At 51.9% G+C, this 23,295-nt stretch carries 20 protein-coding genes; 11 read left to right on the top strand and 9 right to left on the bottom strand.

Annotation, left to right across the window (positions count from 1 at the left end):
* Positions 1 to 13: 13 nt before the first annotated feature.
* From HY751_01010 to HY751_00990, 5 genes are read left to right on the top strand one after another with little or no spacing between them, the layout of a single operon-like run.
* Positions 14 to 2,572, top strand: coding sequence for a molybdopterin-dependent oxidoreductase (locus HY751_01010; protein ID MBI4664966.1), 2,559 nt, complete (start codon positions 14 to 16; stop codon positions 2,570 to 2,572).
* A gap of 9 nt (positions 2,573 to 2,581) precedes the next feature.
* Positions 2,582 to 3,193 carry a 4Fe-4S dicluster domain-containing protein gene (locus tag HY751_01005; protein MBI4664965.1) on the top strand — a complete coding sequence of 204 codons (612 nt, stop codon included), beginning with the start codon at positions 2,582 to 2,584 and terminating at the stop codon, positions 3,191 to 3,193.
* The gene (locus tag HY751_01000; GenBank protein MBI4664964.1) at positions 3,181 to 3,711 is read left to right on the top strand and encodes a hypothetical protein; all 531 of its coding nucleotides are present in this window, start codon (positions 3,181 to 3,183) and stop codon (positions 3,709 to 3,711) included. The genes HY751_01005 and HY751_01000 overlap by 13 nt, the downstream gene beginning before the upstream one ends.
* A gap of 15 nt (positions 3,712 to 3,726) precedes the next feature.
* Positions 3,727 to 5,268, top strand: a complete 1,542-nt coding sequence (locus HY751_00995) for a cytochrome ubiquinol oxidase subunit I (protein MBI4664963.1) — start codon at positions 3,727 to 3,729, stop codon at positions 5,266 to 5,268.
* A 31-nt stretch (positions 5,269 to 5,299) separates the two neighbouring features.
* The gene (locus HY751_00990; protein MBI4664962.1) at positions 5,300 to 6,544 is read left to right on the top strand and encodes a c-type cytochrome; all 1,245 of its coding nucleotides are present in this window, start codon (positions 5,300 to 5,302) and stop codon (positions 6,542 to 6,544) included.
* A gap of 523 nt (positions 6,545 to 7,067) precedes the next feature.
* Here HY751_00990 and nrfD read toward each other — a convergent pair.
* The 3 genes from nrfD to HY751_00975 form a co-directional block, all read right to left on the bottom strand.
* Entirely contained in the window at positions 7,068 to 8,189 is a 1,122-nt protein-coding gene (gene nrfD, locus HY751_00985; protein MBI4664961.1) for a polysulfide reductase NrfD, read from the bottom strand.
* 147 nt (positions 8,190 to 8,336) lie between these two features.
* A complete protein-coding gene (locus HY751_00980; GenBank protein ID MBI4664960.1) occupies positions 8,337 to 9,248 on the bottom strand; it encodes a 4Fe-4S dicluster domain-containing protein in 912 nt (303 codons plus the stop codon).
* 9 nt (positions 9,249 to 9,257) lie between these two features.
* The gene (locus HY751_00975) at positions 9,258 to 9,962 is read right to left on the bottom strand and encodes a cytochrome c3 family protein (protein MBI4664959.1); all 705 of its coding nucleotides are present in this window, start codon (positions 9,960 to 9,962) and stop codon (positions 9,258 to 9,260) included.
* 587 nt (positions 9,963 to 10,549) lie between these two features.
* Here HY751_00975 and HY751_00970 point away from each other — a divergent pair.
* From HY751_00970 to tatA, 6 genes are all read left to right on the top strand, one after another.
* Positions 10,550 to 10,756 carry a MoaD/ThiS family protein gene (locus HY751_00970; GenBank protein MBI4664958.1) on the top strand — a complete coding sequence of 69 codons (207 nt, stop codon included), beginning with the start codon at positions 10,550 to 10,552 and terminating at the stop codon, positions 10,754 to 10,756.
* Positions 10,756 to 11,172, top strand: coding sequence for a molybdenum cofactor biosynthesis protein MoaE (locus tag HY751_00965; GenBank protein ID MBI4664957.1), 417 nt, complete (start codon positions 10,756 to 10,758; stop codon positions 11,170 to 11,172). Before HY751_00970 ends, HY751_00965 begins: the two co-directional genes overlap by 1 nt.
* 378 nt (positions 11,173 to 11,550) lie before the next feature.
* Positions 11,551 to 12,849 (top strand): hypothetical protein, encoded by a 1,299-nt coding sequence (locus HY751_00960; protein ID MBI4664956.1) that lies wholly within the window; start codon positions 11,551 to 11,553, stop codon positions 12,847 to 12,849.
* Between the two features lie 147 nt (positions 12,850 to 12,996).
* Positions 12,997 to 14,076: a glycosyltransferase gene (locus tag HY751_00955; GenBank protein MBI4664955.1), complete on the top strand. Its 1,080-nt coding sequence runs from the start codon at positions 12,997 to 12,999 to the stop codon at positions 14,074 to 14,076.
* Positions 14,077 to 14,092: 16 nt separating this feature from the next.
* Positions 14,093 to 15,076: a GTP 3',8-cyclase MoaA gene (gene moaA / locus HY751_00950; GenBank protein ID MBI4664954.1), complete on the top strand. Its 984-nt coding sequence runs from the start codon at positions 14,093 to 14,095 to the stop codon at positions 15,074 to 15,076.
* Between the two features lie 29 nt (positions 15,077 to 15,105).
* Entirely contained in the window at positions 15,106 to 15,297 is a 192-nt protein-coding gene (tatA, locus tag HY751_00945) for a twin-arginine translocase TatA/TatE family subunit (GenBank protein ID MBI4664953.1), read from the top strand.
* 107 nt (positions 15,298 to 15,404) lie between these two features.
* On the opposite strand, the gene HY751_00940 is transcribed toward tatA, so the two are convergent.
* The 6 genes from HY751_00940 to HY751_00915 form a co-directional block, all read right to left on the bottom strand.
* Entirely contained in the window at positions 15,405 to 17,267 is a 1,863-nt protein-coding gene (locus HY751_00940) for a diguanylate cyclase (GenBank protein ID MBI4664952.1), read from the bottom strand.
* Positions 17,260 to 18,489, bottom strand: a complete 1,230-nt coding sequence (locus HY751_00935) for a right-handed parallel beta-helix repeat-containing protein (GenBank protein ID MBI4664951.1) — start codon at positions 18,487 to 18,489, stop codon at positions 17,260 to 17,262. The genes HY751_00940 and HY751_00935 overlap by 8 nt, the downstream gene beginning before the upstream one ends.
* Positions 18,476 to 19,789, bottom strand: a complete 1,314-nt coding sequence (locus tag HY751_00930) for a glycosyltransferase family 2 protein (protein ID MBI4664950.1) — start codon at positions 19,787 to 19,789, stop codon at positions 18,476 to 18,478. Before HY751_00930 ends, HY751_00935 begins: the two co-directional genes overlap by 14 nt.
* Before the next feature lie 9 nt (positions 19,790 to 19,798).
* Positions 19,799 to 20,596, bottom strand: coding sequence for a class I SAM-dependent methyltransferase (locus tag HY751_00925; GenBank protein ID MBI4664949.1), 798 nt, complete (start codon positions 20,594 to 20,596; stop codon positions 19,799 to 19,801).
* On the bottom strand, positions 20,590 to 21,399 hold the full coding sequence (gene yaiO, locus HY751_00920) for a YaiO family outer membrane beta-barrel protein (protein MBI4664948.1): 810 nt from the start codon (positions 21,397 to 21,399) through the stop codon (positions 20,590 to 20,592). Before yaiO ends, HY751_00925 begins: the two co-directional genes overlap by 7 nt.
* A gap of 64 nt (positions 21,400 to 21,463) precedes the next feature.
* A complete protein-coding gene (locus tag HY751_00915) occupies positions 21,464 to 23,059 on the bottom strand; it encodes a cobalamin B12-binding domain-containing protein (GenBank protein MBI4664947.1) in 1,596 nt (531 codons plus the stop codon).
* Positions 23,060 to 23,295 lie beyond the last annotated feature (236 nt).

Genomic DNA, 23,295 nt, shown 5'->3' with positions numbered 1-23,295 from the left:
CATGGTGGACAAGATGCGATTAACACGCAGGACGTTTATCAAGCTTGCCCCTGCCGCGCTGGCCGCTGGCGCTGGATGTTACCCGGCTCCGAAAAGCAGTCTTCAGCGAAGAGGGCTGGAAGCAAGGCTGATAGATCCCCTTATTGATTACCCATACACGCAAAAAGTTATACACAGGCCCGAAGATGGGCAGGAAATAGACGGTGTCGTAAAATCGGGATGCTCATTTTGCCCATCCAGCTGTAGCCATCATGTACACGTAAAAGACGGCAGGGTTTACAACGTTTACGGAGAATCTGGCGACCCGGTGCAAAGAGGCAAGCTTTGCGCCAAGGGGCAGGCCATACCGCAGTTGATCTACAACAAACACCGTCTTCTCAAACCGATGAAGCGCGTTGGTGACAAACCTACCTCCAATTTCCAGCCTATTTCATGGGAGCAGGCTTACACGGAGATATGCTCCAAACTCCTTGAAATAAAGGAAAAGCACGGGGCCAAGGCAATCGCCGCCAAGGCCACAGGCAGGCAGACCAGGGAGACCCCAGCCATGCAATGGCGGTTCATGGAGCTTTTGGGAAGCCCGAATACCACCCACGAAGGTTATGTATGCAACGACGCTGGCGGGATAGCCCTGAAAATGACTTTCGGAAACGCCGGGCAGACCAATGGCTACGGGCCGGATTCCATAACGGGCACTGAAGACTTGGGCGACTCCAAATTTGTGCTTTGGCTAGGCTCCAACCACGCTGAAACCCATCCGGTGCTTCACGGCTACATGCTCCTGCGCAAACAAGCCGTTGGGGCGCAATGGGTGGTGGTTGATCCGCGCATGACGTTCACCGGCTCCGGGGCCAACTTGTGGATTCCCATAAAGTGCGGTACGGACATGGCGTTCATCTATGGCATGATCCACCACATCATTGAGCGGGGGCTGTACGATAAAAAGTTCGTATCAGAATGGACCCTGGGTTTCTCCGAGCTGTCCGGTTTTGTGATTGGCAAAGGCTACAGCCCGAAATGGGCGGAGGGGATAACAGGCATCCCCGAAGCCACAATAAGGGAAGTCGCCGAAAAATACGCTACAACAAAACCGGCCGCCATAATAACCAACGCCGGTATAGCCCACCAGGTAAACGCGGTGGACACTTATCGCGTCATAAGCTTCCTCGCCGCCATAACAGGCAACGTCGGCATTCCCGGCGGCGGGGCCAATTTCCTGCACAACAGCCCGGTGGGTTTGACACTGCCTCCCATCATAGACGTGGAACCCATAACCGAGCCTGGCCTTCCACCCCATCCGGACTATTTCGTGGAATCGGCGCTGACAGGCAAGCCATACCCGCTCCATGCGGTGATTTACGCCGGCAACATGATGACGCAGAACGCCAGCAACAAACGCACACAAGAGGCGCTTAAAAAGCTGGATCTTTTCGTGTCGCTCAATCTCTTCCCGCAGGAGGACTGCTACTTCGCCGATTACATCCTGCCCACGACCACCTTTTACGAGGTGGACGCTGTTGGCATGCGCCGGTGCGACCGCGGCATCAGGTGGAACAACAAGGTGGTGGAGCCGGTTGGCGAAAGCCGCATTGACTCCCGCATATGGATAGAGATGGGGCAGAAAATGGCGGAGTTGGACAAGAAGCATCCGCCAGCGTACTGGAAGGACAATCTGAAAACCGAGTGGCTGGACAACCGCCTGTTGTGGAACACCGTAAATCCGGCCAACAACAAGACCGCCGCCGGGATGACGGCCGACCGTTTGGACAAAATGGCGTCACCCCTCAGGTGGCCATGCCCATCAACCACCCATCCCGGAACGAGCGTGATGTATCTGGACAGGCCGGAGTGGCGCGGCATATTCGGCGGTAAACGGTTCCTTACGCCGTCCGGCAAGGTGGAGGTATTCACCAAAGAACTGCAGGCCAGCCTGGAGGCCACGGGGCACTCCGCCATCCCCCAATTTTACACATCGCCGGAGAACATGGACGGGCTACCCACGCTTCAGTATCTGGACGAGTTCGTCAAGAGCCCGACCGTCGCAAACACGTCCGGCGGCAACCTTGTGCACAAAGTGAAAATCGGTGTGGCGCCGGACAAGGAGTTGAGGGAGAAATACCCATTCCAGTTCACCACCGGCCGGCCCAACGCCCTGCACTTCCACAGCATCACGCACTGGGCATGGGGGCTTGTGCAACAATCGGGAGACAGGTACATACAGATCCATCCTGACGTGGCCAAGCAGATGAACATCCAAAGCGGGGACTTCATAAAGCTGGAGACACCGCGCGGGTTTATCGAAGGGCCTGTCATCGTGTGGGACGGGATTCAGCCGAACACCGTCTTCGTTCCAATAGGCTTCGGCCTAAAGCAAGTTGTAAGGACGGCTATGGACCGGCGTGTTTGGGACTCCGTGAACAACCTCACGGAAACGTATTACGACACGCTTTCCGGCCAGGTATGTTACAAAGCCCAGCTTTGCTCCATAAGCTCGCATCCAGGCCTGAAGATATACAAAATCGGGCATCCGGCCGAGGAGCTTGGCGGCGGAACCGGCCAGAGTGGCAAGTAGGAGCGGATTATGGCCGTAAAACAGCAGATGGCGTTTCTTGTGGACATGGAGCGGTGCATTTTCTGCCGCGGTTGCGTGATCGCATGCAAGCTTGAAAACCATATCAGGCAGGAATATCAGCGGAACGAGGTTGTCCTTATGGGGCCGGACCAGAGTAAAGACCCAGCCCTGTTTCCGGTGTACATGAACTGCCAGCATTGCGAAAAGCCAGCGTGCATCGCCGCGTGCCCGGTGGAGGGCAAGGCTATCGAGAAACGGGAGTCCGATGGGCGCGTGATAATCATTCCGGACAAGTGCGACGGTGACCGGTTCTGCGAGTTCGCCTGCCCATACGGCGCCATACGGCTTTCCCCGCAGAAGAACAAATACGGATACCTTGTGGTGGACAAATGCACATTCTGCGTCCATAAGGCCGATAGAAGCCCGGACGCCCCTGGCGGCAATAAACCGGCCTGCATGATGAAATGCCCAAGCCAGGCGCTGGATTTCGGGCCTCGGGAAGAGCTCCTTAAGAGGGTGGAGGCGGAGGGGCGTCAGATCATGGACCTTGACACGCACAATCTCGGTCCCAGTAACATATTTTTGAAACCGAGGTCGGTGAGGGGCGAATGGAAAAAGTAAAATTTGGAGCCTTGATAGCGGCGCTTATCTGCGGCGCTATCTGGTACGGGCTGTTCATCAGGAATTCCGACAACTATTTCCGCGCGCTGATGGTACCCGAGAAGGTGGAGGAGGCCGAGGCCAGCGGTTCGCCGGTTTTCGGCCAAAAGGTTCCGGTATCCACCATAAAACCGCCCGTAGGGTCGGCGTGGGATGACGATTGGTTCGACCTTGAGGCGCCCTTCCTTATAATCACCAAACGCCGGGCCACCATGTCCGACATAAAGACTGTTTTCTATTACAGTCCGGATCCGTGTCTTAAATGCCATGAGGAGGAGGGGCCAGGGGTGTTCTTTTACGGCAAGGAGGACTACATGAAATATGTCCCCATGAAGACGCCGGATGGCCTTTTACTGCATAGCCATACTGAAAAGAAAGACACGCCCACAGTCAAGTACATATATAAGGACAGGCATCTGAAAAAGGTCCCGTTCGACATCGGAGCGCCGCTGGAAATCTATATGGCCAGGGGATTATGACATCTGGAGATGTGAATGAGAATTCAGGGTATAACCGGTAGAACGTTGTTCGCGGGCGCCATGCTGGCCTTTGCGGCGCTGGCGTTTTTCATGGCAGACGCGGCATGGGCCCAAAAAGTTCCGCCAGTGCCAGAGAACCTGCCGCCCATAGATTTCCCCCTTATGGGGAACAGGGCGATTATATGGATCGCCGCGCAGACGCACATCCTTTTCGCCTCGTTCATCCTGGGGGTGCCCTTCTTTGTGCTGGTATCCGAAGCGCTTTACGTATGGAGCGGAGATTACAGGTATGAGCGCCTGGCCAAGGAAGTTATCAAAGTCACCGCGTTCTGCTACTCGCTAACCGCTCTTTTTGGCGGGGCTTTCGCTCTGCTTCTTTTCGGCCTCTACCCGAAGATCACGTACTACCTGTTTTACAAGTTCGACCTTATATGGCTTGTCATATACCCCCTGTCGTTCATAGGGGAAACCATCCTGATGTACATGTACTATTACAGCTGGGGCCCGCTGTCTGGCACTAAAACGAAAAAACTGGCCCATATCGGAATCGGCTTCCTGCTCAACGGCGTGGGCATACTTACCCTGTTTATCCTGAACGCCCCGGCCAGCTACATGAACACGCCTCCCAAGGGAATAGACAACCCCACGCTGTGGGACAACATCAACAACTTCACATGGATGCCGCTGAACCTGCACCGGATGATAGGCAACGTCACCTTCGGCGGCTACATGGTTTGCATCATCTCCGCTTACATGTACTTCATGTCCAGAAACGCGGAGGACAGGAAGTTTTACGACTGGCAGGGTTACATAGGCAACCTTATCGGGCTTGGCGCCATGATACCCCTGCCGATAATGGGCTATATATACGCCTACGAGTTCTACATGTACGACGCCAGCATAGGAATGTACATGATGTCCGACAGGCTTTCGATGTATTTCGAGGCGCAGGCGGTGCTGGTGGGTCTTCTTTTCGTGGCGTCCAACCTGTACATGTGGATTTCCATGAAGCGCATCACCGGGGCGGAGAGGTTTGAGCAGTGGATGAAGGTGAACTACGTGCTGATCTTCTTCGGCGCGATGATCTGGTTCCTGCCAAGGCACTATTTCGCCACCATGGTGCCGGAGCCGGGCATGGCCGTTACCGGAACCGAGCTACCCTCGCACCTGGGCTACCTGGCGCTGATGAAGGCCAAGAACCTTGCGGCGGTTATCATTTGCCTGTGTACCTTCGCCAATTTCTTCCTATACAACCGGTCGGTCAAGACCGGCCAGGTGGCCTGGGGCAAGGTGGATCCGCTGGCTCAATACATTCTTATATTCCTCGGCTTCTCTGACATATGGCTCATGAACCTCATGGGCGCCGTAAGGGAACTTGTCCGGAAATCCAACCATGTTTATCTCCAGGTGAAAGACACCACGCTGGAATCCTACACGCCGACACTACAGTATTCCGGGGCCATGACCACGTTGATAACCCTCGGTTTTTTCCTGGTGTTCAGTTTCATCATCTGGTTCAGCCTGCGGGTAAATGTGGAAGCCAAAAAGCATGAGTAAGGGAATTACGCCGGAGAGGGAGGCAATTTAGATGGCTTTCACCGTGACAGCCGAGTCCAAGAAAAAATTCAAGCAGAAGGCCATCGGGCTTTTGGGCGCCAATGCGTTCATCTGGGCTTTGACATTTACTCTTTATAAGATGCCTAGTAGCTTCGGCGTGATGTTCTCCGCCTTCACGCTACCGTACCTCGTCTATTTCGCATTGTCCGACTTCGGCGCGGTCCGGTCAGAAAGCGGGGGCTTGTCCTTCTCGAAGGCGCTTGGGTATTACTTTGGCGTGTCCGGAGCCGCAATGATTGTCGCGTTGTGGGGAGCCGCCAGCGTGCTGAAGTTCCCGCCCATGTTCATTGTCACCATGATAGTATTCGCCCTGCTTGGGCTGTTCCTTTTCATTTTTCTCGAATTCAAGCCAGACATGGCGGAGCCTTCCGGGCTTAAGAGCGTGAATAACCTTCTAGTCCTTTATGTGGGCTCTTCGGCGCTTTATCTGTTCACCTCCACCATGTTGCCTCAGTATGAGCCGGAGAATGAGATAGCCAAGCTCAAGCAAACCACCCTCTCCCTGGCCGGCGCGGACAAGGACACGGTGATCAGGGCTGGCGCCCAGGTGTTCAAGGACTTCGAGTGTTTCAACTGCCACAACATCGCCCCGGGCGGCGAGGTAAAGCGGGGGCCAAACCTTTCGGAGATTGACTTGGGCAAGCCGGAGAAGATAACGGAGTCTCTTGTGGACCCGTACAAGGAAATACTTAAACCATACGCGGAAAACCCCAAGGTGGCCCGCTCCATGCCGGACTATTACGGCAAACAGCTTACAAAAGACGAACTGGTGGCCGTGGTCACATATCTTGAGAACCTTAAAAGCGCGTTGCACGTCTCCACCGAAAACATGCCCGAGGGCTGGTGGACGAACGCGGCCGTTGTAGAGGAAGGGCGGAAGCTATACGAGGGTCTTGTTAATCCGGACGTGGCCTGCCATGTGTGCCACGGAAAAGATGGCAAGCCGCTGTTCGAAGGCGCGCCGGACTTCACCACGAGCCCGGATATGGAGAACCTCACCGAGGCCCGTTGGTTCCAGATAATCAAGTACGGCTTCGGCAAAGATAGCCCGATGTCCGCCTGGGGTGAAATGCTCTCGGACGAGCAGATATGGAAAATCACGGCTTATGAGTGGGCTTTCTATTCCAAGGGTAAGCTTGGCAACGCAGAGCTTGTCGAACGCTCGAAACCGGAAGGCCCGGCCGCCATCCAGGCAAAGGATAAATATTGGGACTGACGCCAGGGGAGACCTCCACGCCAAGCCGGCGCCGCGGATGTGTGGACAAAAGCGGACAGCGTCACCTCGTATGACGATTTCGCATATAGCGGCGTTGCGGCCACCGGAAAATAATCTGGCTCTGTAGCTTAAGCTGAAGCCACTCATTCGCTTTGGAAAGCGGTGGAGAGGGGCCTTCCAAATATCGTCCCCGCCTTTCTCCCTTGTTTATCGTTTGCGCGCCGCTGATATACTCGACGGCGCGTTATCCGATGGCTTTCCCTCCCGATAACTTCACCTAAACCGATACGGTTGATCCAGTAGAAGTTATGATTTCCCCCGCATCTCGATGGCCAGTGCGGTACGGTAGTGGGGGGCATACGTCTGGGGGCCTTGATTGGGGCTTGAACGCCGCTCCAAGGTTTTTACATCAAGCGTCTGGGTGACAGTAAATGATACCTGGGTTGCAAATAGAAAAAGGCGCGGGAGTCTTGAACCCACGCGCCTTCAGATTGGCTCTACGGGAATTACATGATGGTTATAATCAACCCTCCTGCCGCTCTCCGTTGTTTGGCAGACCCTTTTTGTAAATCGGGTAGGCGAACTTGAAAAGCATCGTGTAGATCAGAGCCCCGGTGGCCCAAATTCCTATTGTCACGCCGATCTCAACTATTGACGGGGAATATTCGTATATCTCGCCCAGCGTATCCGGAACGAAACCCGGGATGATCAATCCGAAGCCTTTTTCTATGTAAACGCCGATGAAGGTCATGACACATGCGGCATTGACGTATTTTATGCTCTTCGATGTTTTGGGATACAGGAACAGGAAAAGGCTTACGCTATTGAAGACGAGAGCCGTCCACATCCATGGAACAAGGTTGTTGTGGCCGTGTAGCCCGAAATAAAGGTACTTCAACGAATACAGGTGGATGCTGTCGGAATAGACTTCCTTGAACACCTCGCAGAAAAGCAGAAATATGTTTAAGGCCATGGTGTATGCGATAAGCTCCGACAGCTTGAATATGGCCTTGTTGTCTATTGGGACGTTGGCCATCTTGCGGACTATCTGCAACACCAGGATCATCAGCGCCGGGCCGGAGCAAAAGGCGGAAGCTAAAAACCGTGGAGCCAGAATGGATGCGTTCCAGAATGGGCGCGCCCCCAGCCCGTTATACAAGAACGCGGTGACCGTGTGAATGCTCACCGCCCATGGAATGGAGAGAAGCACGAGTGGCATTATTTTGTTGTAATCGGCGCCCTCGTACAACTTGTACATGATATAGAAAAAGACTGTGGCATTTATTATCAGATAGCCGTTCAACACCAGCACGTCCCAGGTCAGCATAGACCGCGGGAAGTTGGGCGAGCCGAAAAGGGGCAACATGTGCCACACCCTCTCAGGATGGCCCAAGTCCACGGTCACAAACAAAATGCACATGCAAATGGCGGTGATGGCCATCATCTCACCGAGGAACACTATCTCCTTGATGGGTTTGAAGTGGTAAACATACGCCGGAAGCACAAGAAGCACCGCCGCCGCCGCCACGCCGACCAGGAAGGTAAAGTTGGATATGTAGAATCCCCACGAAACCTGGTCCCGGATCGCTGTTACGATAAAGCCGTTTGACATCTGGATTGCGTAGGATATCAATCCGATAACCATAAGGAATAACAGCGCGGCCACCCATCTGTAATATAGCTTGCCCCCCCTGGTAACCTCGGAAAGGGCCGCCAGAAAATTCCTGACCTTGTGCTTCAAGAAATTGTCCTCCCAATATGCGTGATCAGGCTCCAGTCTTCACCGGAGCCGCTAGATGAAATAGTAAAACTTCGGCAACGTGTTCAGGTCTTCTTTCAGACGGAAAACCCTCTTCTTGTCTATCAGGTAACGGATTTCGCTTTCCGGATCCAGAATGTTTCCGAACTTGCGCGCGCCCATGGGGCATATCTCGGAACATGCCGGATACAACCCTTTGCGGGTGCGCTGGATGCAGAACGTGCATTTCTCCACCACTCCGCGCGGGCGGGGCCGGTTGCCAAGATAATGGGTTTTCGGATTAACCTCTTCAGCGGGCAATCCGGGATCGGTGAGGTTGAAATGCCTGGCCCCGTAAGGGCAGGCCGCCATACAATAACGGCATCCTATGCACCAGTTGTAATCCACCACCACGATGCCGTCGGGCTCTTTCCATGTGGCCTGCACAGGGCACACCTTCGTGCATGGCGGATTTTCACACTGCTGGCAAGCTATGGGCACATAGAAATAGCCATCCTCTGGCACTTTTTCCGGATCATAGTATTTCGTGGAATTTTCGAGATCCATCCATTTGTCGCCCTTCTTGAAGCGCAGGACGGATATCCAGTGAATTTGAGGGTCCCTCGACTGGTTATTCTCCTCCACGCAGGCGTAAACGCATCTTCTGCATCCTATGCATCTTGATATGTCCAGCCCGTAGCCAAAAAGGGTTTCATCTATCGGCGCCTCGGCCGATACCGTGAACTTTTTGCCATACTTTTTCGAGTACTCCTCTTCCATCCTTTTTAATGTGGAAAGAAGCTCGTCTTTGTCCATCTCGCGGAAATGATCCTGGAAAAAGGCCTGGAAACTGGACGAACTGCATGAAGACAAGGCAAGCCCAGCCGCCCCCACGGCGGCGGATTTTAAAAATCTCCTGCGGTCCAGGTTTTTATCAGCGCATTTATTCTCGTTTTCGTTCGGCATCTTCAACCCCTACTTGCCCTTAGCCACGTTTTGCGATTTAACACCTATCTCCGAAGGCTTAACCGGCGCGGGTTTTGGCTTGATCTTCCTGATTTTCGGATTGTGAGGGTTATGGCACTTCACGCATACCCACATCTGCTTTTCGCCATTCCAGTATCCGAGCCTCTTGCCATGAATACCGGCAGACCACTCCCTGTATTTTTCGCCATGGCAACTACCGCAATATTCAAATGCCGCTTGTATCGCCCTTTCACCGGTCAGGGTGGACAAGGCGTCTTTTATATGTTTGAAACCGGTGGATTCCTTCTTGGCGTCGGCCAGAACGGAAGCGGCGGAATTGCCGCCATGGCATTTGGCGCAGGACATCCCGCGCATTGCGTGTTTGCTCTTGTCCCACCCCAGCACAAGCTTCTCATGCTCGGATTTCCCATAATGGCACTTTATGCAAAGGCTCTCATTTTCAGCCAGACGGATGATTATCCCCAGGTCGTCCACAAGCTCTCCAGCCGGATTCGTGAAAAGCCCGGGATGATCGGGCGATGGGGTCAATACTTCCTCCGGAGCCGGCTCCTCTTCTTCCAGCGCCGCTTCTTCTTCCACGCCAAGAATCTCTCCCACCGCCGGAACCGGAGGGATGACTAGCGCCAGGAAAATAAAGACCGCCACAAGCTTTGTGGCCAAGGCGGTCCTGCTAAAAATTACGTACTTCCCCATTCTTTATCTTTCCACATGCATTAATGTTATCAGTAGATCTATCGTCGGCTAAATAGCATGGCCTGGAAACATGGCCTTATTTCATCTTAGCAATTTACGGGCCAATACGGCAATGCGAAGGGGGAGGGGGTGGTGTCTCAGTTTGGATCTCAAATAATGGACAGATCCTTCACTGCGCTTGCGCTTCGCTCAGGATGACAATGTTATTAACGACTATTATATTGTCATTCTGAGCGTAAGTGAAGAATCTCCCCTGTACTTTCAAACTGAGACACTACCGGGAAGGGGGGGGGCGCAATCCTCTCATCGCCTGTTCTGTTGGAGACATGTGAAATAGATACGTTTTGCAGTGCGATAGAATCCTTCATTTTCAATGGGAAACAGGCTCCACTAGGGAATATACATGTTCCATAATAGCCCACACGTTGCGCTCCATTTAGGCGTTTTAGTTCCTTTGAGGAATGAATTTGGCCAGCCTGGGTGAAAGGTATGGTTTTAGCTTATGTACCCTTGCCGAATCAAACATAATATCGGAGGCGGTATTGGCCAAGCTGTTGCTTTTTGCTTCTGTTAGGGAAAGGGTAGGCGTGGATTCCATTATGATTAAACTGGACGCGCCAATGGAGTTGAGCCTTTTTCTTTTCGCGGTGGCCAGGCAAGCCGAGGTGAGACCTTCGCAAATCCAGAATCCACATCTTCTATACTCCATAAACGGGGAAATGGCGGATCTTAATTCCATGGTTGGTGATACCGATGAGGTAGCTGTGATCCCTCCTTTGTCCGGGGGCTTGTGATGATCCGGATCCAGCGCGAGGATTTCGATGTTAAAGAACAAACCCGGTACCTGCTCCGGAAAGATAACCGCGCGGGGGCCGTGGTGTTTTTCGTGGGAACGGCCAGGGGCCAGTCCAGGGGGATGGATATCATCCGGTTGGAATTCGAATGTTATTCTGATATGGCGCAAAAAACCCTTTTGGAGCTGGAGCGCGATGCGAAAGCCAAGTTCGGCATTTTGGAATGCGGCATAATCCACCGGATAGGGGAGATTGGTATCGGGGAAAACATAGTGTTCGTCGGCGTTACCAGCATCCATCGCGCTTCCGCCTTCGACGCCTGCGAATGGCTTATAGACGAACTTAAAAAAAGAACGCCCATCTGGAAAAAAGAGTTCACCCGCGATGGCGCCCATTGGGTTGAAAACCATCCTTAATCACCCCTCAGACACCCTCCATAACTCTTTTGGTCCATTGAAGACTACTGTTCCCAAAGGGAACAGCTATTGTAACTTTTGTAGCACACGGTTTGTTCCAGGGTAGGAACAGGTCTATTCAGTTAACCTGTTCTCATTGTAATCGGTTGAAAAGTTGAACGATATTCTTGGACGCCCTTCACACTCATTGTCCAGGTATGAGTGGCGCCATGATTGCTTGATGATGGTAAGGCCTTTCTTTTCTTGTTAGCTGAGGAGCAGTCAAAACAACGGGCAGGTCTATTTTTGCGTCAGGCATAGCTTGTCGCTAAAGAGGTTCGTTGGTTTGGCAAGTAAAGACATCCGGCCGCCACCAAAACATTATGAGGCGCTCACATGATGAAAACGAACAGAGGCAAATTCAAGATTACTTACCCCTTATTGCTGTTGGCGTCATTTCTGCTCGTAATGAGCGGAAGCCCCGCCATGGCCGCCGAGTTTACTTATCACGGCCAGTTCAGGATCAACTATTACTCCGATTCCAGGGGTGACACGGAAACCTTCGGCGACGAGAACGTGTCCGCCGCGCGGCTGAGGTGGCGTCCCACTATCGAAGCGAAGATCAGCGACACAGTTTCCGCCCACACCCAGTTTAATATCGGGCACATCAAGGAGAACACCTCCAACGCCAGGACCAATAACAGCGGTGACCCTGCTTTCGGCCTGCGCCACGCTTATATTGCGGCGAAACTTTCCGATAGCGTGACGGGCGTGGCCGGTCTGGTTCCCGTGTCCGACAAGTTCGGCGACACGCTCTTTTCCGGAGATTGGGACTTCAACCCCCTTACGCTGGCCTTTGTGGGCGATGTGGGCGGTGTCGGTTACAGGGTTGGTTTCGCCAAGTTGCTGGAGAACAACGAGAACGATTTAGGTGACACCGGGAAAGCGAAGGACGACCTGGACGCCTACGTGTTCGACCTGGATATGGGTGGGCTTGGCGCCTCCGTTTACTATCTGGACATCCAGAAAGGCGTGGGCGACGGCTCTCTTGCCATATACGGTGTCCGTTACGCCACGGATCTGGGCGGCGCGAAGGTTAACGCTTTCGTTATGGGCAGTAGCCTTAGCCTTACCGGTGGGGACGTGAAGTCCAACGGTGTGGCGGCGAAACTGGAAGCCAAGATCCCGGTGAGCGGCATGACCCTGGGCCTGATGGGGCTTTACGGCTCCGGTGACAAGGATTACGGCTCCACCACCAAGACCGCCAGCTCCTTCATCACCCCGATGTCGCTTATCGGCCACCATGGGTATTATGGTTACACCGGCAAGCTCAACATCCAGGGTCCCACGGACACTGGCATTGACGATCCGGTCAACATAGATGGCGGCTCCTACGGCAACCAGAACCTTGGCCGGGGTCTTACCACCGTCCAGGCTAACCTTGACATTCCCGTGGACAGCAAACTCGGCATTTACGCCGCCGTTGGCTGGTTCCAGAGCAGTGACGCTCCGTCCGGGGTTTCCAAGGACATCGGCACGGATGTTTATGTCCAGGGTAAATACAACCTGGGCGAGTCTCTCAACCTCGAATTCGGTGTGGACTACGCCGCCCTTGGCGCCGGCTCCCACATGACCGTGGAAGCGGACAAGTCCCGCAACATCACCACCGTGTTCTCGCGGTTGCAGTTGGAGTACTAAGCGGGGTTATAGACGATTAGCCCCAAGAGGTCCGGAGAAGGTATTTATAGCCTTCTCCGGCTTTATTTCCCGCCGCTGTTTGCATAAGGTTTCGCCTCCTCAATGAAAGCGGCGGCGGGAATTTTTAAATGAAGGGGGATACATGACATGCCGGTAAACAAGGTGGTGATTGTAGAAGCCGCTGGCAAGGGCAAGCTGAGCCATTCCGCCTACAGTCTTTGTTCGGCATTATCCCGGTACGGTTGCGAAGTTACGTTGCTCACCGCAAAAGATTACGAGTTGGATAACCTGCCCAGACAATATGAAGTAATAAAGTTATTTTCGGAAAAAGGCAATTTGTTGAGCCCGTGGGAGCATTTTTCCGCGGCCCGGCATATAAAACGGATAAATCCGGATATCGTCCATTTTAAATGGTTTCCTTCAGCCACCGCCGGGCTTGCGCTATTGAAGATTGTAAGGCTTACAACCCCCGCCAAACTTGTTTACACGCCGGGAAACATCCTTCCGCACAAGAACAGGTTCTCGCGGATAAAGTGGTGGGCCGGTATCTATAACGAAATGGACGCGATAATAGCCCACTCGGATTATTGCAAGGCCGTCCTTTCAGACCTATTCGAAATAGAATCCGGGAGAATACTGGTGGTTCCGGATTACGTTTGTTTCGAAACCCTGGCAAATCTTTTTACCAGGAAAGAAGCGCGCGCCGCGCTGGGCCTATCCGATTCGGCCAGGGTGGCGCTTTTCTTCGGCTACATCAACAAGGGTAAAGGTGTTGAGTATCTTATAGACGCGTTCGCCCGGGTGAAAAGCCAGGTCTCTAACGCAAAGCTGTTAATAGCCGGACAGCCTGTGGATGGGTTTACCGATCCGGCCGGTCTTGTAACTAAAAACGGTTTGCAAAACGACGTGTCGCTGGATCTTCGTTATGTGCCGTTCCTTGAAATGCTCAAGTACTTCGCCGCGGCGGACACGGTGGTTTTGCCTTACACGAAGAAATCCCAAAGCCCCATACACAACCTGGCCGGAGCCTTCGGAAAACCGGTTATTTGCCTTAAGGATAGCCAGTCTCCTGAAGACTCCACCCTTGCCCTGGCGCGCGATATTACCATGGCCCTGGGCGGTTCAGAAGTTGGGGCTGTTAACGGTTACAAGCCTGTGGAACTTTCATGGAAACAGGTGGCCTTCTTCACTTACAAGGCGTATTCCATGGCCGCTGGAGCGGCATAAATAGCGGGGGAGACAGATGAACGGACGGTTGGTTGACGGGTTCAACCGGCGCGTAAAATATTTACGGATGTCCATCACGGACAGGTGCAACCTGTCGTGCGCCTATTGCAGGCCCGGCGTTAGCGCCTCGCGCCATACAGATTGCGGCATGCTTCCGTTACGGGACATGCTCCGGCTCGCAAAAGTATTTGCCGGTCTTGGAGTAAGCAAGATACGAATCACCGGCGGCGAACCGTTGCTTAGAAAAGGGATCATAAACTTTATCGGCCAAATTTCGGCGATTCACGGAATAGGGCAGGTAGCCATAACTACCAACGGGCTTATGCTGAACTCACTGGCGGGAAAGTTGCGTGACGCCGGGGCGCGAAGCGTCAATATAAGCCTGGATTCGCTGGACAGGGCTAAGTATCAAAGCATCACTGGTCATGACGGGTTGGGGAAGGTGATGAGCGGCATCCGCGCCACCATGGCGGCTGGATTCCAATCCGTAAAAATGAATATGGTTGTGATCCGTGGAGTGAATGATAACGAGATACCCAGGTTCGTAAAGCTCTCCCGGGTGATGAAAGCGCAGGTCAGGTTCATAGAACTGATGCCCACGGCGGCCGCTTATTGGAACGAAAAAAGGTTCGTGCCCATGAGCGAAGTGAAAAGTATTGTAGAAAATATGGGCGTGTTGTCCAGGTTGGACACACCGCGCTGGAGTGGCCCGGCCGAAGTGTACCATCTGGCCGGAGCGAAAGGGGAGTTGGGGTTTATTTCCGCGGTCAGCCGCCATTTTTGCGCGGACTGCAACAGGTTGCGGCTAACATCGTCCGGTAAATTGCTGACCTGTCTGTTCGGCGGCGAATCGGTTGATCTTGGCGCCATGGCAGGCGGCGGCGCGTCAGATGAGGAGATTTCCGTAGCAATCATAAACGCGGTGATGAAGAAAAACGGTGTTAGAAACGAGTTGAACGAAGAAGCGATAAAACCGCAAATGGTCCATGTGGGCGGATAAAGCAATTTAATGCTGGAAAGGAAAACCCGATGTTAGGTCTTGGGATGCCGGAGCTGATAGTGATTATGCTGGTGGTGATGCTGATGTTCGGCGCCAAAAGGTTGCCCGAAATAGGCGGAGGGCTTGGTAAGGGAATAAAGAATTTCAAGGAACAGCTCTCGCAAAGCTCCACAACGGTAGAGCAGGCCCAATTGCCAGAGGGACAGAAGGAAAACGGTTGAAAGCAACGGACTTCGCACCGCGGCTGGAAAGCTAATCGGCCAGTTATAGGGTGTGAGGGGGCTCCTCACGACCTGGCTAAGCCATACGCCAGTTTTCAGGGGTGACATCATTCGGAAGTGACAACTTGATTCCTTCCACCATTTTTCGCTTTGTACAAGGCGCCATCGGCTCGCGCGAAAAGGCTGTCCACTTTATCTTTCTGGCTATATTCCGCGATGCCGATGGAGCAGGTTACAGGTATTCGCTGGCCGTTGAATGATGGGGAAAGATTTTCCACATTCACCCGAAGCTTTTCGCAGATGACACCTGCGCCTTTAACGTCAACAAATGGCATGTAAATGGCGAATTCCTCCCCGCCAATCCTGGCCACTATATCCGCCTTCCTTATTGATGACGAGACAGTGTTAGCGAAGGCCTTCAGTATCATATCTCCAGCCTGGTGGCCGTAGGTGTCGTTTATCTTTTTGAAAAAATCTATGTCAAAAATGGCGAGGCTTAGCGGTTTCGGGTATCTTTCGGACTGGGCCAGTTCCTTCTCCAGCAAGTCAAAGAAATATCTCCGGTTGTATAAGCCGGTAAGCTCGTCCTTCACACTTAGGTTAAAGAATGTCTCTTCATTGGTAATGTCCTTAAGCGAAAAAAGGACGCCAAGCCCCAGACCCGTCGCGTCGCGCATGAAGAACGATGAAAAAATGTAGGTCTTCTCCTCAAATTGCACCTTGCCGTCCATGGGTTTGCCTATAACTATGTCCCTGCAGATGTCCCGGCCGCCGAAAGCCCCCGTGGCGTCGAGGATGAACTCAAACAGCGCCCCTTTGGCAATGCCTGGAAATATCGATTGAGCGGCGCGGTTGAAGTAATTCACCCTGCTGGAAAGGTCCAGGAACACTATCGCGTCACTGGAATTCTCCACGATATTGCTCAGCTTCACCTCAGTGGTCAGGTTGTTTATTATCAGGAGGAACATCCGCTCCTCGCCTTCCGGGGCGGGGTAATCGAGGAAATTCAGGCGGATCTCGAAAAATACCTTCGACCCGTCGGCCATCGTGATGGATGTTATGTTGATGTTGACAGGCTCCCCGGAGTCTATTTTAGATATAAGGAGATCGCGTATCTCCGGCTCGAACGATATCATGGAAAACATGTCATTCCCCGCCACAACAGTTTCATCCAGCCTGAACATGTTCAACACGGCTTTATTGATGTAAACCGGCTGGTAATTTGCGCAGTAACCGATTACGAATCCTACCGGGGCGTTGTACAGGGATAGGTTGAATAGATTTTCGCGTCCTTCGATGTCCTTTTCCATCGAAGCCTTAAGGCGGTACAACCTGTCCAGCAGAGGAGCCGTCGTTTGGGACAGCATCGCGAACGCGAAAAACATGAATATAGATGAAAGCAGGATTGTAAAATGCGTTGCGGGAGCCGGATCAAACCCGAAAATGGAATAGTGGGGTAGCGGGTAAATGTTGAAAACGGCGATGATGGATGAAGGCGCCCCAAGTTCGGCCAAATACCAGACAAAAGACGGCGACTCCAACAGAAACAAGATGGTGAGTAGGGCCGCGCTTATAGCCGCGCATCCCAGCGGGTACCACCCGGTAAAGAGCGTTCCCGATGCGATGATGGGTATCAGGTAAAGCATGAAAAACGGAACCCCCTCATAGCCGCCGAGATAATGGATGGTGGCTGTTATCTGTAGCATTATGAGGATGAATGAAAAGAAAATGGAAAGGCGCACAAACCTTATGCCCATCTCCACATTCTCGATAAAAAGGTGGGCGGCAATGTAACAGGACATGAATACAAGATTCACCTTGAGTAGCGGCATGAATTGGATTGGCGCAAGCCTGGAATGCCATATTAACCCGGAGAACACGAGCAGAAACGGAAGAGTGAGAAACCACGCGGCGTCAACATTCCTCTTCCTCTCCAGCAACTCGTAACGGTTCTGCGGGTATTCATTCATTCGGGCCGCCTTTAACGCTATCGGTCATCTCTCTTTGGGTTTCTATTCGCGGATTGGATGTTATGCCAGACGCGCCCGCCGCACGGTCCTGTATCATTATTCCAGACGTCCGGTTTTTGGTGATGATGTTGTCCTTTATCAAGGGTGATGAGGCGGCCATGTAGATCCCATCACCATTATCGGAAATGAAGTTGCCTGTGATGCTGTTATGAAGAATGGAAGACTTTGCGTTAGACATGACTTCGGCCACGCCATAGGCTCCGTTCGAATATATCTGGTTCCCGTCAATCCTGTTGCCGGGAGATCTTTTCATTAGCAGGCCTGAAATGCCGTTCTGGTATATGGAGTTTCTTGAAACAGAGCTAACCGTGGTTTCCTCTAGAACAATCCCCTGCTGGGTATTCTGATATATTTCGTTAGCGATGATCTCTATACTATTGGAGCTTAGCGCATGTACTGCCACTTTGTTGGATGTCATGTGGTTACCCAGCAACTTCGCGTTCTCCACAGCCAGGACAACGCCGGTTTCGTTTCCAGAAACCTCGTTCTTCTCAATCTTAAGCAACGCCGGCGTTTTCCGCTGTTTCCACACGGCCCAGACGGCCGACTTTTTGCTGTTTCTTATCTTGTTAGCGGTTATGTCCGAAAACTGCGCTTCATCGAGAACTTCAACCGCTATCACATTTTTCGAGAAAACGGAGTCTTTCACGTAAACATGGTTGGCGCCGATGGAAATGGCGATCCCCAGCCCATCGAAGACGCACTTTTCAACGCCGCTATTTTTGGAAAGCATCAGCAATCCATTCCCCCCCTTGCCAGCAATGGCAAGGCCCAACACTGTCTGGCCATCACCTTTGAGCGTCCATGCGTAACCGGTCTCGCTAATTTCGCTTGCGTCGATCCTTATTTTACCCCCGCCATCCAACGTTGCTCCATCGCTTATCAGCGCGGGTAATGGCTCCTCCAGCCTTATGCTCCCTTCGGATTTGAAGATTATCCTGGCTGACGCCTGCTGTCGGTTGACCCTGTTTATGACATCTCTCAATGTATCTGGCCCGTGATCAGAAAGGCTCATTACGGTAAACTCGGTAATTATCATTGGAGGCTGAGAAATGCTTATCTTGTCCATGTGCGGAAGTAGCCTTATCGCCACAAAGAGGATCACGGAAAAAGCGATAAGAAAGACTATGAATGTCTTTTTGCTGATGTTAGTAGTGGTCATGGTAGATTTTTTTCCCGAAAGCGAGCAGGGAAATGTAATTGGTGAAACCTATGGTCCTAATAATTAGCAGGAACAGGGCGTAAAAAGGATAGATTGGCATTAAAGTCCAATAGCGGCGCCGCTTTGCCCCCTGTACCGCAGACATGATCATTATTCCTGTTAGTATGCAGTAAGAGATGTAAAAGGAAAGGAACCACAATGGCGAATAAAGCGTATCGACTGTAAGCAGGGGAAGGCCCATCATCAATACCGCCAGGTTGGCGAAACTCACAAGCAAGACCCCGATGCTGACAAGTTTCAAAGGGTGGGAAAGTATTCCGAAAACGCCGAGATAGACAAGATAATTGTAAAAGACAAACATTCTGGCGTCACCCAGCAGAAGGGGCGTCAGCCCCTTTTTCCGCATGATCCTTGCCAGTGTGTAAAAATAAACCATTATATAGCCCAGGTCCCAGCCTATCCTCTGCGAGATAAGCCCCTTAATTGTTGGCTTGCCCTCGGTGTCTACTAAAACTCTCCCATCGTAATATATGCGGCCTCCGTTACTTAAAATAAGCAGGGAGGTCATGAAATCCTCGCCGTAAACCGACAGGAGGTGGTCCTCCATGGCCTGCTCCAGGTTTTTTCTATGGTAGATGGCTATGCCGGAGAGCACAGTCTTGTCCAGCAGGCTCTTTCTGCCAAGGGAGATGCATATCATGTATTCCAGCTCCTGAAGCCTGCTCAAGAGCCCTTTCTCCTCTTTTAAGTTTATGCGCACAGCGCAGGCCGAGGCTCCGCTCCTTTGAAAGTCGGACAACACCTCCTCCAGGTCTTTCAGGCGCGGATTATAGCCGGACTCCATGATGTGTGAGTCTGGATCCATCACGATCACTGTTTCAATATTCGGGGGAAGGAGCTTTAGCGCCCTCTTGATGGACGCTGGCTTCTTCAGGTTCGTCTCGTTCCTGGTGTAGCGGACGCCCATTTCCTCAAGGATGCGGTAAGTTTGATCCGTGGAGTGGTCGTCAACTATCAGCATGTGATCAAGATAGTCCCTGTGCTTATCAAGGAATTCCCTGATATATCCCTCGGCGTTATAAACGGAGACCAGGATTACGAAAGGTTTAAGCCTTTTTTTCTTCTCCTCGTCGGGCATGAAGGGAAGTTCAATGGGTATGGAGGTCGGAAAGGCCATGAATTTGCCGCCCACCTTCTTTCCGGGCCCCAGGTGTTTCATCCTCCAGTAGATACGGAGGGATGTATCCCATAAATCCAGGACGAATATCAGGTTGTATATGAAGTAGACGGCTATGGTCAAAAGCACGGCTTAATCGTCCGGAACGCTGAAGAGGAATACTTTATGCCACGAATGGCGTTGCAGTAGCCTGGTTCCCGAGAAAAGCAGGTCTATTGGTAACGAAACAACCACCGCGAAGAAAATCAGCGTATTGATGAGCGTCCTGGGCCATCCCTTTGTGAGCCGCAACAGCCTGTGCTTTATCGGCGTGACGTCCACCGAATAAACGCCTTCCAGCGCCGCGCCAGCGGCCTTGAACGCGGCTATATATTGACCGGCAGTCCTGACCGACAGGATATCGCTGAACATGTACGGCGCGCCTCCGCCGGGCGCCACCTCCATTATCAGCGCCTTGCCCCCCTTTTTCAGGAGCCTGGTGAGGTTCGCGGCGCTCTTGTTGAACTCCTCGCCGTCTGTAATGTGCTGGAGGACCGTGACTGCGGTTACCAGGTCGAACTTGCGCGAAGGAAGGTCTATCGAGGAGACGGGTGAGGCGATGTAAGTGATGCCGTAACCTTCGCTGTTTTCCCTGGCGATTTTCACCATTTCTTCCGAAAGGTCCGCCCCAGTCACTTCCGCTCCCATGCCTGAAAGAATCCGGCACCATCTTCCAACGCCGCATCCCACGTCCAGAACGCTTTTTCCCCGGATATCCAGCGTCCTTAATATTTTTCTCATCGCCTTTTGCTGGATGAGGTCAATGTATTTATTGTAGAAAAAAGGCATCCCGTAAGAGCAAATGGCCTTATAGCCCCCTGTTGAGCCGCCGTATTGGATGGCCCGGCTGTTCCAGTAACCGGGGCTGTCCTTTTTCTTCGCCGTTACCATCGGTAAATCGCCCCCGCTTCAAAAGTCCTTTGCGCGCCTTCCACTGGATGTATCCTGCGCTGATAGGTGAAAGACAATGACATCCACCAATTGCCCAGAAGGCGGCTTTTCCAGTTGGCGCCGTAAGTATCGGCTTCAAATTCACCTATCCTGTCCACGCTCATGAAACTTTCGGAGTTTTTCGAGTACAGAGCGATCAGTTCATTGTCAGCATCGGGCGTGAATCCCGCCTTTGCCAGGTATGAATTATTAGGCACGTTCCTGGCGCCATTGTCGAAATCGGAAATTGAATGCATTAACTGTACGTTAATATAAAACTCGATAATTGGATAATAAGTAGCCCCTAAAATATATATGTCCACATTCGCATCGCTAAACTTAAGATATTTATATCCGGCTTGCGCGGCGATATAGTTCACTGGAAGATAGACGACCTGTGTATCAGTTGAGTAGCTGGGGAATGTCCATTTATCGCCTGAATAGGCCAGTATTTCCTGGACAATGAATTTATCGTTTATCCTGTAGGCTCCGCCTCCCTTGAAGAGCTTTTCATCGCGCCCGAACTTGCTCTGGTATGTCTCCTCGGCGAACAGGGTCAGCTTGTCCAGATCCCTGTACACGAATGACACAGACTCTCCCTTCGTGGTGTCATTGGCGAACGAATAACTCTCCACATACGCGTTCATCAGCAGTTCGTATTTTCCTGTCCCTTGCGAAAAGGACACAATATCTTCCTCCAATCCCTGCGCCCGGGCCGTTCCGCCAAGAAACAGAAACAAGGCTAATAGCGGAATGATTTTCATGCGCGCAGTTACAAATATGGCCAAAAGCGTCCTGGCGATACATCCGGACGCGCGTTCAGAGTCCTCAATTTCTCCGCCTTTCAAGAATAAAGGACATGACATCTTCAGGCTTGAAAGATATGCGTATTTTCCTTTTTTCCATTATCTTCGCGGCCGTGTAAGTGGTAATCAACCCCTTCATCCGTGATGGCATGTGCGTTACCTCCAGCTCGTCCATTACCATCTTGGCTTCCCGCTTTACCATGGTTTCCAGCTCTTCTATGAAATCTCTCGCCAAGTCGTCCTTGGGCAATATTTTTGTTGGCCTTGTAAATGAGCCTTCTTCGCCGGGAATATGCGCCACTTCTTTTACCATGGAAGAATCATGGGCGGCTTTTCCGGAAAGTTCCGCGCCGGTGAAGGGAATTACATATGGATAGATGCTTGTCTCGCATCCCTTGCGCTGGTATTCAAAGACCTTTTGCAGGGTGACCACTATGTCATCCATAGTTGATTCCGGCGACGAAAGGATTATGTTCAAGAACGGCGTGATGCCCGCTTTAATTGTATTATTTATCACCGGCTCGATGGCGTTGTAAATTATGGATTTGTTGAACTCTTTGAGTACCCTGAGAGAGAAAGATTCAATTCCGTAACCTATCAGCCTGAATCCGGCGTTACGCATCATAGCAAGGTCTCCAGTGGGGATCGTGTCCACACGGTTTGAACAGATGAACTCTATTTTCGCGCCTAATTCCCCGTTCTTTTTAGCTAAAAGGATACCCTCGCATAATGGTTTGAGACGCTTGTCATCTTTGAAGGTGAACAGGTCATCCTGAAAAATGATCGTCCGCACTTCTGGATGGGCGGCATAGGCTTTTTTAACCAACCGCAAAACCGTTTCAGCAGGCAACCGCCACGCTTTTACCCCCTTTTTCCCGCTAGCCACATTGAGAAAGTTTGTGTAAGAACAGAAAGAGCACTTTAACGGGCAGTAATTCAGGGTCATCAACCGGATACTGTGGATCTCCCTCAAGTCTTGTTCATCAATATCGCCTGGCTCAATTCCCCTCAGCTTTTTCAGCTTCTCCCAATAAGCTTCAAACGGGATGTCCTCTAAAGGAATCATTGAACTTACATGGCAATATTCTTCATAACACATTGGCCTGTTCAATGTTACTTTAGGCCCGTTCAATGTGCGAACCACCGCGCCTTTAATTCCCTCAAAGCCAGAACCTTTTTGCGCGGCATTGCATATATCAAAAAGCGGAAACTCCCCCTCACCCAGGATAATCACGTCCACCGGAGACGCTGACATGATAAGTTCGTGATTGAATGTGGCCTCAACTCCCCCTGCAACAAGAAGCGATGAAGGGGAAAAACTTTTAGCCATGTGAACAAGCGCCAGGTCATGATGAAGCGTTAAGCCGTTCATCGAAAAACCGACTACTTGATAATCCAAAGTCAGAAGAATCCGGGCTAATTGCTCATTGGGGAAATCATAAAGATTCGGGTCGAAAACCTGGCATTCAATGCCATTTGACCGTAAAAACCCGCATATCCGCCAGATTCCTAATGGCGGGGCCATAAAGGAATAGGTTCCTTTTGAAGGATCGGAAGGGCCGATTAATAAAACGCGCATAACATCCCGTACTACTAAGTGCGAATTAAATCCCCTCACCCCATTTCATTATAATTCATAAATTGATTCACTAACACAAAACAACAATACAATCCGTAATTTATAACGGTTCTTCAGTGTGGACAATTTCTTAAGCGAAGCCATAAATGTGAGGGGGCTCCCCTTAATCTGAACCATTTCTGATGGGATTTTCCGGCAAGACAAACTCGCACAACAGGCTGATGTAGAAGGGGCGCAGTCCACCCATCGCTTCAAGAAGGCTATAAGCAAGACTA

The sequence above is a fragment of the Nitrospinota bacterium genome (assembly GCA_016208975.1).
Lineage (GTDB): Bacteria > Nitrospinota_A > UBA7883 > UBA7883 > JACRLM01 > JACQXA01.
This window is presented reverse-complemented; position numbering and strand designations above follow the sequence as displayed.

Bases quoted from the DNA above. Each gene is read 5' to 3' on its own strand.
- HY751_01010 (MBI4664966.1), top strand. From the start codon at position 14: ATGCGATTAACACGCAGGACGTTTATCAAGCTTGCCCCTGCCGCGCTG.
- HY751_01005 (MBI4664965.1), top strand. From the start codon at position 2,582: ATGGCCGTAAAACAGCAGATGGCGTTTCTTGTGGACATGGAGCGGTGC.
- HY751_01000 (MBI4664964.1), top strand. From the start codon at position 3,181: ATGGAAAAAGTAAAATTTGGAGCCTTGATAGCGGCGCTTATCTGCGGC.
- HY751_00995 (MBI4664963.1), top strand. From the start codon at position 3,727: ATGAGAATTCAGGGTATAACCGGTAGAACGTTGTTCGCGGGCGCCATG.
- HY751_00990 (MBI4664962.1), top strand. From the start codon at position 5,300: ATGGCTTTCACCGTGACAGCCGAGTCCAAGAAAAAATTCAAGCAGAAG.
- nrfD (MBI4664961.1), bottom strand. From the start codon at position 8,189: ATGGTTATCGGATTGATATCCTACGCAATCCAGATGTCAAACGGCTTT.
- HY751_00980 (MBI4664960.1), bottom strand. From the start codon at position 9,248: ATGCCGAACGAAAACGAGAATAAATGCGCTGATAAAAACCTGGACCGC.
- HY751_00975 (MBI4664959.1), bottom strand. From the start codon at position 9,962: ATGGGGAAGTACGTAATTTTTAGCAGGACCGCCTTGGCCACAAAGCTT.
- HY751_00965 (MBI4664957.1), top strand. From the start codon at position 10,756: ATGATCCGGATCCAGCGCGAGGATTTCGATGTTAAAGAACAAACCCGG.
- HY751_00960 (MBI4664956.1), top strand. From the start codon at position 11,551: ATGAAAACGAACAGAGGCAAATTCAAGATTACTTACCCCTTATTGCTG.
- HY751_00955 (MBI4664955.1), top strand. From the start codon at position 12,997: ATGCCGGTAAACAAGGTGGTGATTGTAGAAGCCGCTGGCAAGGGCAAG.
- moaA (MBI4664954.1), top strand. From the start codon at position 14,093: ATGAACGGACGGTTGGTTGACGGGTTCAACCGGCGCGTAAAATATTTA.
- tatA (MBI4664953.1), top strand. From the start codon at position 15,106: ATGTTAGGTCTTGGGATGCCGGAGCTGATAGTGATTATGCTGGTGGTG.
- HY751_00940 (MBI4664952.1), bottom strand. From the start codon at position 17,267: ATGAATGAATACCCGCAGAACCGTTACGAGTTGCTGGAGAGGAAGAGG.
- HY751_00935 (MBI4664951.1), bottom strand. From the start codon at position 18,489: ATGACCACTACTAACATCAGCAAAAAGACATTCATAGTCTTTCTTATC.
- HY751_00925 (MBI4664949.1), bottom strand. From the start codon at position 20,596: ATGGTAACGGCGAAGAAAAAGGACAGCCCCGGTTACTGGAACAGCCGG.
- yaiO (MBI4664948.1), bottom strand. From the start codon at position 21,399: ATGAAAATCATTCCGCTATTAGCCTTGTTTCTGTTTCTTGGCGGAACG.